Raw genomic sequence first — 12,862 nt, forward strand, 5'->3', positions numbered from 1 at the left:
GAATAAGGAACAGAACCCATATAGTGTAAATTACGAAGGGGGAAATTAGAATGAAGGAAAGAATCGATTATTTAACTGAATGGTTACAAGGTAAAGTAAAAGAGGCAGGAGCGGATGGAGTTCTTGTAGGTATCAGCGGGGGGATCGATTCAGCTGTAGTTTCGTATTTAATTAAACGAGCATTCCCCGAAAACTCTTTAGGTGTACTGCTTCCTATTAATCAGGAAGTAAAAGACCAGACCGATGCTTTGAATGTAGTAGAAGGCGCTGACCTTGATTATGTAGGAATTAATCTAACGTCGTCTTATGAAACCACGTATTCAACTATTCAGGAAGAACTCGAAAAGAAAGGCGATTGGAATAGTGATAAATCCCAATTGGGTGGAGCGAATCTTCAGGCCCGCCTGCGTATGAGCACGCTTTATGCTGTCGCTAATAATTATAATTATCTAGTCGTAGGCACAGATAATGCTCCCGAAGATTATACAGGTTACTTTACGAAGTACGGAGACGGTGGCGTGGACTTAGTCCCTCTTATTAATATGAGAAAAGAAGAAGTAAGGGAAATGGCCAAGGCACTTAACGTAACAGATGCCATTATTCATAAGAAGCCGAGTGCAGAATTATGGGAAGGACAGTCCGATGAAGAAGAACTTGGTCTTTCCTATGACACGATAGATGCTTACTTACGCGGAGAACAAATAAACCCAGAGGATGAAAAACTCCTGAAGGATCTGCATGAGAAAACAGAGCATAAGCGTCAGATTCCAGCAGGTCCGGAAAAATACAACGGAAAGTGAGTTTTGTTACATGGAAAACGATACAGCGCTCATTATCATTGATATGATCAATAAAATGGATTTTAACGGAGGCGAAGACCTTCTTGAGAATACAAAGCCTATGGTTGAAAACCTCCAATCTTTTAAAAAGGAAATGCAAAAAGAAGGCTTACCTGTCATTTATGTTAATGATAACTTTGGTCTTTGGCAGGATAATGTATCTGACTTGATTGATGAATGCAGGAAGGGACAGGGAGAATCGGTTATCAATCAAATTCTTCCTGATGAAGATGACTATTTCATCATTAAGCCTAAGCATTCAGGCTTTTTTGGAACTCAGCTTGATATCCTGCTCAATCAATTAGGTGTGAAGAACCTCATTTTAACTGGAATTGCAGGAGATATCTGCGTTTTATTCACAGCAAATGACGCGTACATGCGTGAGTACAATTTGTGGGTTCCGGAAGATTGCACGGCCTCAGAAAAAGCAGAAGGCAATGAAAATGCCCTCAAAATTATTGAGCGCTCCTTATTTACGAGTACAGCACCAACCACTGAAGAAAGGTACCAGTCCATTTTTGAGGATTGACATTTCCTTCTTCAGCACATATATTAAAAAAAGGAGCAGACACCTGTTCCGCCAACAAACATCCTTTCAATAAGAGGAGAATGATTTATGAGTGTGGTTGTTCTTAACTAATCCGAAATTGGATAGAGTCCTGATGAAGCAATGGGAAAAAGGCGTGCATCTGACACGTCTTGTTTGTAAACCCATTTTTCAGGAACAGTTAAGAACAAGCATAAGCGTAGCACGTTGAGGATATAAACGAAGCTATGACTGGCTTATTCAGTCATAGCTTTTTTATATTCTCTGTTGGCGGAATAGGAGCCTTCACTTATTAGTGAGGTCTGTTCTAATCAAGCCACGGCAAGCGTATCTGCTTGCCGTGGCTTTTTTTATTTATTGGCAGAGAAAGAGTGCAGGGCAAACGGTTCGATTTTCCAGCCCCCTTTTGTCACCCAAAAATCTGCCCTTTAGTCCATTATAGAAAATTGAACCCTTAAGAGGAGGAGTCACCCATGAACGAACGCACGTACAAGACTTTAGAATTTTTTGAGATATTGAAAATAGTGAGCCAACTTGCTTTTACAAAGCCCGGAAAAGAATCAATTGAATCCTTACGGCCAGTACGTAATATAAAAGCCATGAACCGCTGGCATGAAGAGGTGAAAGAGGCCGTAGCTATTTTAAACACAAGTGGAAACATCCCCATCCATACATTGGAGGATGTAACGGATATGCTTGAACAAGGAAAAAAGGGGATGTTCATTCGCGCAAACCAATTTTCAGCATTGCTTTCATTTTTGGATCATTGTACAAAGTTGAAGCGTTTTATGCAGGATAAAGAGATTATTGCTCCGATAATCAGTCTATATGCTTCCTCTATTTCTGACTTAAGCAGGCTGGAGGAGGATATCCATCAGGTGATTCGTCACGGACAGGTGGATGATTATGCTTCTAAGAATTTAGCTAAGATCCGCAAGCAGATTCAAACGAAACAAAGCCGATTGAAGGAAAGGACAGAGGCTCAGGCAAAAAAATATAAAACGATCATGCAGGAACCAAGACCCGTCGAGAAAGATGGACGATGGACTCTCCCGATTAAAAGAGAAAACCGGAACAAAATTAAAGGAGGCATTGTCGATCAATCTGCTTCAGGAGCTACCCTTTTTGTTGAACCAGAAGAGCTCGCCAATCTTCAGGAAGAGTTGCAGTTACTGCGCATGAATGAAGAACATGAAGTGGAACAGATTCTTTATACAATGACAGCAGAAGTGCTGGACCACGAGTCAGAGTTAAATCTTGCAATGGAAACCATGCATGAATATGATGTTATTTTTGCCAAAGGGAAATACAGCCGCATGATCAACGGGACAGCACCGGAATTCTCCGAAGACTTTACGCTTCGTATCAGCATGGCGAGACACCCAATGCTTGGTGAAAAGGCCGTTCCATTAAGTATCCAAATGAATTCAGAAGACCAGGCTTTACTCATTACGGGACCTAATACAGGAGGGAAAACGGTAACACTGAAGACGGTGGGACTGCTCTGTCTCATGGCTCAGTCCGGTCTTCCGATTCCGGCAGAAAAAGGCAGTGTACTACCTGTTTTTCAGCAGATATTTGTGGATATTGGAGATGGGCAGAGCATTGAAGAGAACTTAAGTACTTTTAGTTCAAGACTTGTTAACTTAATTGATATTTTGAGAGAGGCTAATGATCATTCGATGCTTTTACTAGATGAAATTGGATCAGGGACAGATCCTGGAGAAGGGATGGGGCTTGCAACAGCCATACTCGATAAGCTCTCGGAAAAGGGGGCCACCATCCTTGCGACCACCCATTATAGTGAAATGAAGGAGTACGCCCGGCATAAGCCAGGATTTATGAATGGGGCAATGGAATTCGACCTTGAAACGCTTAAGCCAACCTACCGGCTGCTTCTTGGAACCTCGGGGAGAAGTCAGGCTTTTGATATTGCTCATAAATTAGGTCTTCATCCGGAGATTTTAAACCAGGCGTACTCGATCACTTATAAGCAGGAGGGAGATTTTCAGGTTAGTGATCAGAAGTTAAAGGAAACAGAATATAAACGCCAGGCAGCCGTAAATCGTTACAGAAGAGGGAAAACTCCCCGGGTGTCTGCGACCGAAAAACCGCATTTTCAAATGGGGGATAATGTAATTATTCAGGCTACAGGAGAAACCGCCATTGTATATAAAGGTCCAGATCAAACAGGCAACTATGTGGTGCAGGTGAAAGGAGAGAAGTTCACCTACAATCACAAACGCCTTAAGCTCCACATTCGTGCTGAAGATTTATATCCTGAGGATTATGACTTCGATATTATCTTCAAGTCTAAAGAATACCGGAAAGTTCGAAAGCAGCTGGATCGGAAACATGTGGAGGGTCTGATCCTGGAGGAAGAAGATTGAGGCCTGCATATTCCTAGAAGGTAATCGAGTTCCCATGCTATGATGAAGGTAAATAAAGCTATAAAGGTGGGCATCAAGATGAAGCGGAAAAAATGGTTGATTATAGCCGGCGTGCTCGTGATCATTGGGATTTTTGCGATTCCAGAAGCTTATGCCTATTTGACGAAAAGAAATTATGAAAGTGAAGCTATAACGCAGGAGCAGGTTCCAGAAGGCTATCAGGTTGCTACCTTTGCAGGGGGCTGTTTCTGGTGCATGGAACCGCCTTTTGAAAAATTGAAAGGCATTCAGGAGGTTGTCTCAGGTTACACGGGTGGCGATACCAAAAACCCTTCTTATAAAGAGGTTTCCTCCGGTGGAACCGGCCATGTGGAAGCCGTACAGGTCTACTATGACCCGGAAGTGATTTCGTACGAACAGCTCTTACAAGTATTTTGGCGTCAGATTAATCCGACCGATGATGAAGGGCAATTCGTTGATCGCGGGTTTCAATACACGACAGGGATCTTTTATCATAATGAAGAACAGAAACAAGCAGCCATGGAATCCAAACAGCAGCAGGCGGAATCCGGTCGTTTCGAAAGTGAAATTGTGACCCCTGTGCAGCAGGCTGAAGAATTTTACCGGGCTGAAGAATATCACCAGGATTATTATAAGAAAAATAAGGTTCGATATGATTTTTACCGTGGTAACTCTGGCCGTGATGATTATCTGGAGGATACATGGGGAAGCGATAGGGAACTAGATTTACCGAAGAAATGATAAGAACTCCCCTTGCAGGTCAAGGGGAGTTATAAAATACAAACCGAAATCCTTTATCTATGAGCTTCTTCCAAATTTCGACAAGTTTATTCATACAATTAGAAGGGAACGAGAGTATATATACGTACTTATCACCATTTTTTCAAAATTACAGAGGGGATGAATTAGGTGAACAACTACAAATTGGATCGCTTTGAAGGGGCTTATGCCATTCTGATTCAAGAGGATGCTCATAATAATGAAATATCTGTATTAAAGGAGCGTTTAATTGCGTTCGCCAAACCCGGAGATTTTATTAAGATCGATTTTGACAATATTGGGAACTTAAAGCACGTGGAAATTATATCTAAAGTAGATAAAATGGAAAAGGCATAAGCCGTTGTAGAAACCAGGGACATTCCCTGGTTTATTTTTTCTGAAAATTAAGTCGAATGTTCTTGATTTTCTCCTTAATACCTTCATAATAAAAGTAAGATACACACCGAGGGGGAAATGAAGGTGCTCTTGCGAAATGCTATGGATCTTTTAGATGAAGGTGTATTGATTCTAAACAAAGAATTCAAAGTGACGTACGTTAATCCTGCCTATGTTCAAATGTTTCAATTAGAAGAAGAAAGGGTTGTCGGAGAGCACATTCACGATATTTATCCCAATTTACCTCAGTCCAAACGTGTGATTACCCATACGATTGAAAGAGAAAAAGATATCACAGTAGAGTCTATGGAATTTCATTGGCGCGGGAAAGAGATGATGCTCCAATTTAAGACGAAGCGTTTTATCCATGAGGGCGAATGGTACGTGTTAAGCCGTATTATAGATATTACAGAACAATTCCAGACAGAAAAGCATCTCATACATATGATTGAGGAGATGACGGCGAATGTGGTCACAATCGCCAAGGGCTATGCGCTGTTACCTTTGCAGCCGATTTTAAGAGAAGAGCAGCGTTTGATTCTGCTGGAAAAAGTCCCTGTACAATGCCAGGAACAAAACGTAACCCGCCTGGTAATCCAGTTTTCCGGCATCTCAGAAATTGACCAGGAATGGACGGTGCTGCTTAGAGATTTAATGCATAGCTTGAAATTACTGGGAATTGAAGTGGTTCTGGCAGGGATGCGTCCTAAAGTGGTTAGACAGTTCACAGAAAATAACATTATGCTGAATGATGTTCGCACCTTTATGAACATAAGCCAGGCGACTAAATATTTTTTAGAAACCGGTTTAAAAGCAAACTTTTAATGTGATACTACGTTAAAAGTTTTTATTGATTTTAAAAACCGGCTTATTACACAATAGGTCGGATTGTGGAAGACTCAGTTTCGAGATAATTCTGGTCCATTACGATATTTGGAGAAGGGCTGGTGGGGAAATAGCTCGCTTTCCTATGGGGGAACGGTAAGCTTCCTCGCTCGTTGTCACTCCCTGCGGGATCTTACCTAGTTCCTTCTCCCATGGGAGTCTCGCCATTTCCCCACCAACCCAGCCGAGTGAGAATAACGGACGCTTTTATAGGAGAAATTGAACTGTTTCTTATCGATCCTAAATGCTTTTATGACAGGCTATTTCACATCGTTAGAGCATAAAAATAGCGTCATGAGTACATGCTTATTTCTCATCAACTCATCGACGTTTTAAATGGTTTCGAGTTTCTTATTCGACCAGGTCCGGAGGGGGACGATGTAGACTCCTGGGGATGAACATGATCGGTGAGATCCCGCAGGGCTGTTAAGCCCGAGGAAGCTCAGCACAAGGGATGTTCGACTAAGATCGCCACGTCCTGTGGCAACGTCGAACGACCCTGCATCGTGCAGGGCCGGAAAGCGAAATCGTCCCCCGGAGGACCTTCCGCTCCTCCAATGTCTCGAAACTGAGTCTTTAAGTAAGGGGAGCTTTCCTGCAATATTACCAGTGGGATTTTACAATGTTCTATAAATAAAAAACCCCGCCTCATTCCATTTAATAGATAAATGGTCAGAGGCGGGGTTTTTTGGGGATTATACGATAATATGCTTGTTTAATTCATGGTCTTTAATGTGAGCCTGTGGGAGCATAATTGAACCGAAATCAAATTCTTCCAGAGCTTTCTCCTGTTTAATTCGCTTCGGGGCATCAGGATTTTGAAGCGCGCTGGTACCTAAACTCACAAAATCGGCATGTCCGTTGTTCAGCATATAAACGGCTTTTTCCGGATCAGCTAATTTACCGTTTGCGATGACCGGAATATTACTGTGTTTCTTAGCTGCTTCAGCCATGGACATAGAGCCCTGACCGAATCCAGGTTTCTCAGCATCGTCATCTGTAACATGGATATAATCGAGAGATTCGCTTCCAAGGGTGCTGAAAATAGTATCGGCGTCCGATTCTCCAAGCGCCCATCGATGATCGGCATCGGAGGCTTTCCCTTGAGAGATGCGAATTCCTACGATAAAGTCCTTTCCGACTTTTTTCCGAACTTCTTTAATAACCTCAAGAGCAAAACGAAGTCGGTTTTTGGTATCGCCGCCGAATTCATCTTCTCTACGGTTGAAATAATCAGTTAGAAACTGATCTATTAAATAGCCGTTTGCTCCATGAATTTCTACACCATCGAAACCAGCTTCTTTAGCAAGTTCAGCAGAGCGGCCGAAGGATTCCACAGCTGTTTGTATATCGTCGTGACTCATTCTCTTCGGCTCAGGAAAAGGACCTTCTCCTCCATAGAAAGATAGCTTATCATTCTTCGGGGCTACTTGGGAGGGACCGATATTGTGTTCAGCATATGGATTTTCCTGCGATTGTGCGCCTGCATGCATAATTTGCGCAATGAAAAGCGCTCCATGTTCCTGAACACTTTTCACAATTGGCTTCCAAGCATCGCGCTGAGCTTCATTTGCGAGGCCGGGCTGATTAGGATATCCTTGTGAAAATCGTTCATCAGGATAGACTCCTTCCGTAATGACGGTCCCGAACCCGCCTTTAGCATAGCGTTCATAATATTTTTTCATCGTATCATTTGGCATTCCATTATTCTCGGCACTTACACGGGTCATCGGTGCTACAACATAGCGGTTGGCAAACGTACGGTCATTTATGGTTTTACTTTCAAACAATGGTTGATGTTGTTCCTTCATATTATTCAACTCCTTCTTGGATTTCATAACCTCTACGCGCTTTTTTTAAACAGCTGGGTCTGCTGACTATCTTCCCTGATATGCTATAATACAAACAAATGTTCTTTGAAAGGTGAGTACTTTTTATGGAAGAACTTCTTGCAGAATTAAATGAATCCCAACAGGAAGCTGTCGTTTCCACTGAAGGATTTATCCGGGTCATTGCCGGAGCAGGCTCAGGAAAAACGCGTGCCCTGACCCATCGTTACGCACTTATTGTAAATGAACTCGGGGTAGATCCTTCCAATATACTTTCGGTCACATTCACAAATAAGGCTGCTCATGAAATGAGGCGACGTGTGAAGAAGCTGATCGGCGGGGAGCAGGATACTGGGTTTATTACCACATATCACGGATTTTGTGTTCGTGTACTTCGAGAGGATATCCACCGATTGTTTTATCCTAAGAATTTTATCATTTTAGATGTGGAAGACCAGAAAATTCTGCTGAGAGAAATTTTTGAAGATATGGATTTAAAAATGAACGATAAAACCTTTAAGCGGCTGCTAGATAAGATAGGAATTCTCAAGGCAAACACTCATTACGTTCAGCAAATGATTTTGCGAGGGGAGATGCCTTCTGTGGAAGCGGCTGGAGATATGGACGGTCAAATTATCCAGCGCTATTTAAAGAAACAAAAGCGTGTGTATGGCCTTGATTTTGATGATCTTCTTAATTTTGTGTTTGTCCTTTTTGACCAGTATCAGGAAGTACTGGAGAAATGGCAGGATCGTCTTTTCTATATTCAAGTGGATGAGTTTCAGGACAGCAGCCTGAAGCAATTTGAGTTAGTGAAAAAGCTTTCGGCCAATCATGGAAACCTCTTTGCAGTGGGGGATCCTGATCAGACCATCTATGAGTGGAGGGGGGCTGATCCTAAGTACATGGTTGATTTTGAAAAGTATTTTCCTGACACACAGACGATCTTTTTAAAGCAGAATTACCGTTCTACCCCGGAGATTCTTTCCCTTGGAAATGCCCTTATCCAGAATAACTATTTCCGTGTGGATAAGGATATGGAAACTAGCAATCCATCTGGTGTGAAAGTCGTTCATTATCACGGAAAGAATGAAGTGGATGAGGCGAAGTGGGTGGTGAACCGGATCAAGGAGATTGTGGAAGCCCGGCAGGCAAACTATAGTGACATTGCGATACTATACCGGGCGAACTATCTGTCGCGTTCCATTGAACAGGAACTTATCAGTGCTAACATTGAGTACACAATTTTTGGGGGCTTTAAATTCTTTGATCGACTGGAAATAAAAGATGCCCTGGCTCACTTACGTATGACTGCTGCGGCAGATGACCTGTCATTTTCCAGAATTGTAAATGTTCCCAAGCGGCAGATTGGTAAAAAGCGAATGCAGTTTCTTCGTGAACGAGCTGAAGCAGAGAATCTATCTTTGTATGAAACTTTAAAAAAATATAAAGATCACGAACGGTTCAAATCAACAGGTGCTCATTCATTTATCGAAGCTATTGAATATTTAAAGAATCGAAAAGATGAGTTGAAAGTTTCTGAATTACTTCAGGAAGCACTGCAGAAAACAGGTTACGAAGCGTACCGGCGGGAAGATGGAGACCAGGAGCGCCTGGATAACCTGACTGAATTACTTCATTCTATCTTTCAATATGAGCAGACACTAGGGGAAGATATTAATCTGGAAGAATATCTTCAGATGATTTCGTTGTACACCGATAATGAACGTGACGATCAACTAGATTCTGTTAAGCTGATGACCATTCATACGGCTAAAGGGCTTGAGTTTCCTTATGTATTTGTAGTAGGGATGACAGAAAGCGTGCTGCCAAATGTGCGTGCGCTCAGAGAAAGAAAAGAGCGGGCGCTTGAAGAGGAGCGGCGGCTGGCTTATGTGGCGGTGACCCGTGCTGAACGAGAGCTTTACTTAACTGAATCTGAAGGGTTTCAAAATGGTGGCCAGAAGAAATATCCGTCCCGTTTCATTTTTGAAGTGGAAGATGATCTCTATGAAAGAATCGGAGAATTAGATGAAGCCCTCATTGAAGAAGCGAAAGAATATATACGAGCGACCCATCACAGTAAGGAAAAGGCTCCTGCAGTCTTTTTTGAAAAGGGCGCCCGGGTGAAACACCCTGTATTCGGAGAAGGTGAGATTGTGGATATAGATGAAAAGAAAAATACTTACCGAGTGTTCTTTGATAATCTGAAAGCACCGAGACCGATCAGCAGGAATTTCAAGAAACTCGAGAAACTAGAAGAATCCTAAAGGAAGGATCGGTTGTGTGAAGAATCTATCTGGCAATGAACTTTGGATGAATTCATTTGTAGTATTTGCGGTTGTACTGATTTCGGTAATTGTGGTGAGAGGTATTCTTATTGGCACTTTGAAGAAATGGAGCTCTAATAAAGAGGAACGATCGAGAATTTTTTATATGATGCAAAGCATTATTAATTGGATTGCCTTATATGGAGTTGTCATCTATACTCTTTTTCATTTTCGAAGTGCCCAGTGGATGTTCAGTGCTCTATTTACGATTGGTTCAGAACCAGTATCTGTGTTCTTACTGATTATAGCTGTACTGATTATTTCTCTTACAAATCGCATATCCAAGCTTTTTCGCGGATATGTGTTTCCGGGAGTGTATAAGCGGTATGAACTGGATCGCGGCGTACAGTTTACGTTCGACAAAGCGTTTCATTATTTAATCATGGTACTGGCTATTATAATCAGTTTATCTACGGTAGGGTTCGAGTTGAGCGCTCTTACGGTTTTTGCTGGAGTCATAGGAGTCGGGATTGGTTTCGGGATGCAGAATATTGCCTCTAATTTCATTTCCGGAATTATTCTTTTATTTGAAAGGCCGATAAAAGTAGGTGACCGGGTCATTGTGGACGAAATTATTGGTGACGTACAGCGTATAAATATGAGAGCAACCGTTATTAAAACCTTGGATAATGAACATATTATTGTTCCCAATTCGTATTTTCTGGAAGAGCATGTGATTAATCGATCGTATAGCGATAAAGTAATGAGGTTAGTTATGCCGGTGGGGGTCGCTTATGGGAGTGATGTGCCTTTAGTGAAAAAACTTTTGCTGCAGGTAGCGGAAGATGAAGCAGGGGTTTCACCAACCGTTCGCCAGAGCCCGGAGCCCTTTATTAATTTTAAAGAGTTTGGAGATTCCTCTTTAAATTTCGAGCTGTTTGTATGGATCTCGGATCCTCAGCATGTGATACGAATCCGCAGCAATTTAAACTTCAGGATTGATGCAATCTTCAGAGAAAACGGTGTAGAAATTCCATTCCCACAGAGAGATCTGCATGTGAGGAGTGTAGATGAGAAGATTATAGAGAAATGGAAAAGTTAAAACATGGGAAGTCTGAATCGGATGAGATTCAGGCTTTTTTTATACTCCGGCTTTCCATTTGTATAATTGATGGAATTTTGAGATAATTACGATTGCAAGTTATTTTAGTATAGTAAGAGTTCCTTATTATTAAACAAATTGCGAGGAAGAAGGCAGGGTATCCGTTGAAGCGTATAAAAAAACGCTCAGGTCCTACCCTGAACGTCTTCTTAATTCATGGAATTTGCGATATCCATGGCTTGCTGAGTCTGCTTTTCTTTATCCACGGCTCTGTAATCGATTTGGTAAATGACATCCTCATCACTATTGTACCATTCGACAAAAACTTGTTTTTCCTCTTCCCGTACTCCGGCCACGGAACCAGAATTTAATGGAATCTGCAAGTCTGTTTCCGCCATCTCTCCAGTCGGATCAAATAAGGTGGTGACGGTTAAATCATGAGTTTTTGTAGACTGATAACGAACCGTTACTTTTTTTTCCTCGACAGAAGCTTCCACAGCTTTCACCTCAAAAGGAAGCTCATCCGGAAGACCGACCCGTTCCTGTTTACTTTCCGGAAGAGTTTCAATTGGTTCTGCAAATGAACTAGGATAATTGGCTTTTAAGTCGCTTAAGGCTAAGTCGGCAGATGAACATCCGGCTAAAAAAATTAGAACAGCAAGAAATGTAAGAGTTTTTTTCATATGGTGTCTCTCCTTATGACCAGGTAAAAATTCTCCCTTGTAATTTTAGCACAAAAGTATTAGAGATTGGATAGGGTTTCTAGTTTGTAGATGAACTAATAAGGGAACTCAGCCTACAAAGAGAATAGACGACGACGCTAGAGTGAGGGCAACTCAACAGGAAAGGAAGAATTTGGATGACCGTTCAAATACGATCGTTTTTAGAAAAGGACTTTCACGACATCCAGCAATTAAATGAGAAAGAGGGATGGAACGGACTGATTGAAAGAAATGAAGAAACGTGTTGTTCCTGGTTGAATTCAGAGCCTGCTCTTGTAGCTGAAGAAGATGGGGAAGTAGTCGGCTATCTGCGCGGACTTACAGATGGAGCTGTGACGCTTTATATTTGTGAGATTCTGATTAAGGAAAGTCACCGTAATCAGGGGATTAGTGAGCAGCTAGTCCGGACCGCTCATGAATGTTACCCGAGTACGCGAGTAGAGATGCTTGCTACCACTTCTTCCCACGAATATTATGAAAATCGCGGATATCGTTCGTTTTATGGTTTTAGAAAATCACCAGAAGAAATGAAAAACGCTCGGAGCTGAGGCTCCGAGTGTTTTTTTAGGTTTACTTTTTGCCCTCTATATATTCTTTCTCTTCAGTCGGAGAGAGGATTCCGGTGGCTTTTCCAATCGTGCCATTCTGTAAATTCCAAATAGCATTGTGATCCTCATCTATGGTGGAGAAGTCCTCTTCCTTCCATTTAACCAGAATATCCTTGTACAGCTGCTTATGTTCTACGTCTGTCTGGTCAAGACCTTCAAGCAGCCAGGTTATTCGCTCGGGATGGATTTCATAGAACCCCCACTTTTTAGAAGCTTCTACTTTTTGATGAGACATTCCATGTATGTACTCTTTATAATGATAATCCGTCAACTCGTCTGCAGGCGTATCCTTTCCAAATGGATTTTTACCTGCTTCTTCATAACGGTCTAGTTCTTCCTCTGACACAGCCCCTGTAATCACTTCTTCCGCTTCGCGCAGATCTTCTGGGGAGCCGACTTCCTTATCCTCACCTGGTGTGAAAATATATTTTTGTACAACCCATCCTCCAGCACCTACGACCAGAAGGGTTATGAATAAAGTGTACCCGATCATT

The 12,862-nt window shown here is 42.0% G+C and carries 12 protein-coding genes; 9 read left to right on the forward strand and 3 right to left on the reverse strand.

Features of this window, described 5'->3' with window-relative positions:
* Positions 1-50 precede the first annotated feature (50 nt).
* The 6 genes from nadE (at position 51) to HBHAL_RS04560 (ending at position 5,777) form a co-directional block, all read left to right on the forward strand.
* The gene (nadE, locus tag HBHAL_RS04535; RefSeq protein WP_014642180.1) at positions 51-800 is read left to right on the forward strand and encodes an NAD(+) synthase; all 750 of its coding nucleotides are present in this window, start codon (positions 51-53) and stop codon (positions 798-800) included.
* Between the two features lie 10 nt (positions 801-810).
* Positions 811-1,368 (forward strand): isochorismatase family cysteine hydrolase, encoded by a 558-nt coding sequence (locus HBHAL_RS04540; RefSeq protein ID WP_014642181.1) that lies wholly within the window; start codon positions 811-813, stop codon positions 1,366-1,368.
* Positions 1,369-1,859: 491 nt separating this feature from the next.
* On the forward strand, positions 1,860-3,776 hold the full coding sequence (locus HBHAL_RS04545; RefSeq protein WP_014642182.1) for an endonuclease MutS2: 1,917 nt from the start codon (positions 1,860-1,862) through the stop codon (positions 3,774-3,776).
* A gap of 78 nt (positions 3,777-3,854) precedes the next feature.
* The gene (gene msrA, locus HBHAL_RS04550; protein ID WP_014642183.1) at positions 3,855-4,538 is read left to right on the forward strand and encodes a peptide-methionine (S)-S-oxide reductase MsrA; all 684 of its coding nucleotides are present in this window, start codon (positions 3,855-3,857) and stop codon (positions 4,536-4,538) included.
* 168 nt (positions 4,539-4,706) lie between these two features.
* Entirely contained in the window at positions 4,707-4,913 is a 207-nt protein-coding gene (locus HBHAL_RS04555; RefSeq protein WP_014642184.1) for a DUF3006 family protein, read from the forward strand.
* A 123-nt stretch (positions 4,914-5,036) separates the two neighbouring features.
* Positions 5,037-5,777, forward strand: a complete 741-nt coding sequence (locus HBHAL_RS04560; RefSeq protein WP_041601198.1) for an STAS domain-containing protein — start codon at positions 5,037-5,039, stop codon at positions 5,775-5,777.
* Positions 5,778-6,532: 755 nt separating this feature from the next.
* Here the strand turns inward: HBHAL_RS04560 and HBHAL_RS04565 are convergent.
* Positions 6,533-7,648 (reverse strand): oxidoreductase, encoded by a 1,116-nt coding sequence (locus tag HBHAL_RS04565; RefSeq protein WP_014642186.1) that lies wholly within the window; start codon positions 7,646-7,648, stop codon positions 6,533-6,535.
* Positions 7,649-7,773: 125 nt separating this feature from the next.
* Here HBHAL_RS04565 and HBHAL_RS04570 point away from each other — a divergent pair, with 125 nt between their 5' ends.
* Together HBHAL_RS04570 and HBHAL_RS04575 are read left to right on the forward strand one after the other, a co-directional pair.
* Positions 7,774-9,936 carry an ATP-dependent helicase gene (locus HBHAL_RS04570; RefSeq protein ID WP_014642187.1) on the forward strand — a complete coding sequence of 721 codons (2,163 nt, stop codon included), beginning with the start codon at positions 7,774-7,776 and terminating at the stop codon, positions 9,934-9,936.
* 16 nt (positions 9,937-9,952) lie between these two features.
* A complete protein-coding gene (locus HBHAL_RS04575) occupies positions 9,953-11,038 on the forward strand; it encodes a mechanosensitive ion channel family protein (RefSeq protein ID WP_014642188.1) in 1,086 nt (361 codons plus the stop codon).
* Between the two features lie 209 nt (positions 11,039-11,247).
* On the opposite strand, the gene HBHAL_RS04580 is transcribed toward HBHAL_RS04575, so the two are convergent.
* Positions 11,248-11,721 (reverse strand): putative periplasmic lipoprotein, encoded by a 474-nt coding sequence (locus tag HBHAL_RS04580; protein ID WP_014642189.1) that lies wholly within the window; start codon positions 11,719-11,721, stop codon positions 11,248-11,250.
* Positions 11,722-11,897: 176 nt separating this feature from the next.
* Here HBHAL_RS04580 and HBHAL_RS04585 point away from each other — a divergent pair, with 176 nt between their 5' ends.
* Entirely contained in the window at positions 11,898-12,308 is a 411-nt protein-coding gene (locus HBHAL_RS04585; protein WP_014642190.1) for a GNAT family N-acetyltransferase, read from the forward strand.
* A 22-nt stretch (positions 12,309-12,330) separates the two neighbouring features.
* On the opposite strand, the gene HBHAL_RS20330 is transcribed toward HBHAL_RS04585, so the two are convergent.
* The gene (locus HBHAL_RS20330) at positions 12,331-12,861 is read right to left on the reverse strand and encodes a DUF6241 domain-containing protein (RefSeq protein ID WP_223254283.1); all 531 of its coding nucleotides are present in this window, start codon (positions 12,859-12,861) and stop codon (positions 12,331-12,333) included.
* Between the last annotated feature and the right edge of the window lies 1 nt (position 12,862).

Origin of the sequence: Halobacillus halophilus DSM 2266 (genome assembly GCF_000284515.1) — a bacterium.
Taxonomy (GTDB): domain Bacteria; phylum Bacillota; class Bacilli; order Bacillales; family Halobacillaceae; genus Halobacillus; species Halobacillus halophilus.

Bases quoted from the DNA above. Each gene is read 5' to 3' on its own strand.
- msrA (WP_014642183.1), top strand. From the start codon at position 3,855: ATGAAGCGGAAAAAATGGTTGATTATAGCCGGCGTGCTCGTGATCATT.
- HBHAL_RS20330 (WP_223254283.1), bottom strand. From the start codon at position 12,861: ATGATCGGGTACACTTTATTCATAACCCTTCTGGTCGTAGGTGCTGGA.
- HBHAL_RS04580 (WP_014642189.1), bottom strand. From the start codon at position 11,721: ATGAAAAAAACTCTTACATTTCTTGCTGTTCTAATTTTTTTAGCCGGA.
- HBHAL_RS04570 (WP_014642187.1), top strand. From the start codon at position 7,774: ATGGAAGAACTTCTTGCAGAATTAAATGAATCCCAACAGGAAGCTGTC.
- HBHAL_RS04540 (WP_014642181.1), top strand. From the start codon at position 811: ATGGAAAACGATACAGCGCTCATTATCATTGATATGATCAATAAAATG.
- HBHAL_RS04585 (WP_014642190.1), top strand. From the start codon at position 11,898: ATGACCGTTCAAATACGATCGTTTTTAGAAAAGGACTTTCACGACATC.
- nadE (WP_014642180.1), top strand. From the start codon at position 51: ATGAAGGAAAGAATCGATTATTTAACTGAATGGTTACAAGGTAAAGTA.
- HBHAL_RS04565 (WP_014642186.1), bottom strand. From the start codon at position 7,648: ATGAAGGAACAACATCAACCATTGTTTGAAAGTAAAACCATAAATGAC.
- HBHAL_RS04545 (WP_014642182.1), top strand. From the start codon at position 1,860: ATGAACGAACGCACGTACAAGACTTTAGAATTTTTTGAGATATTGAAA.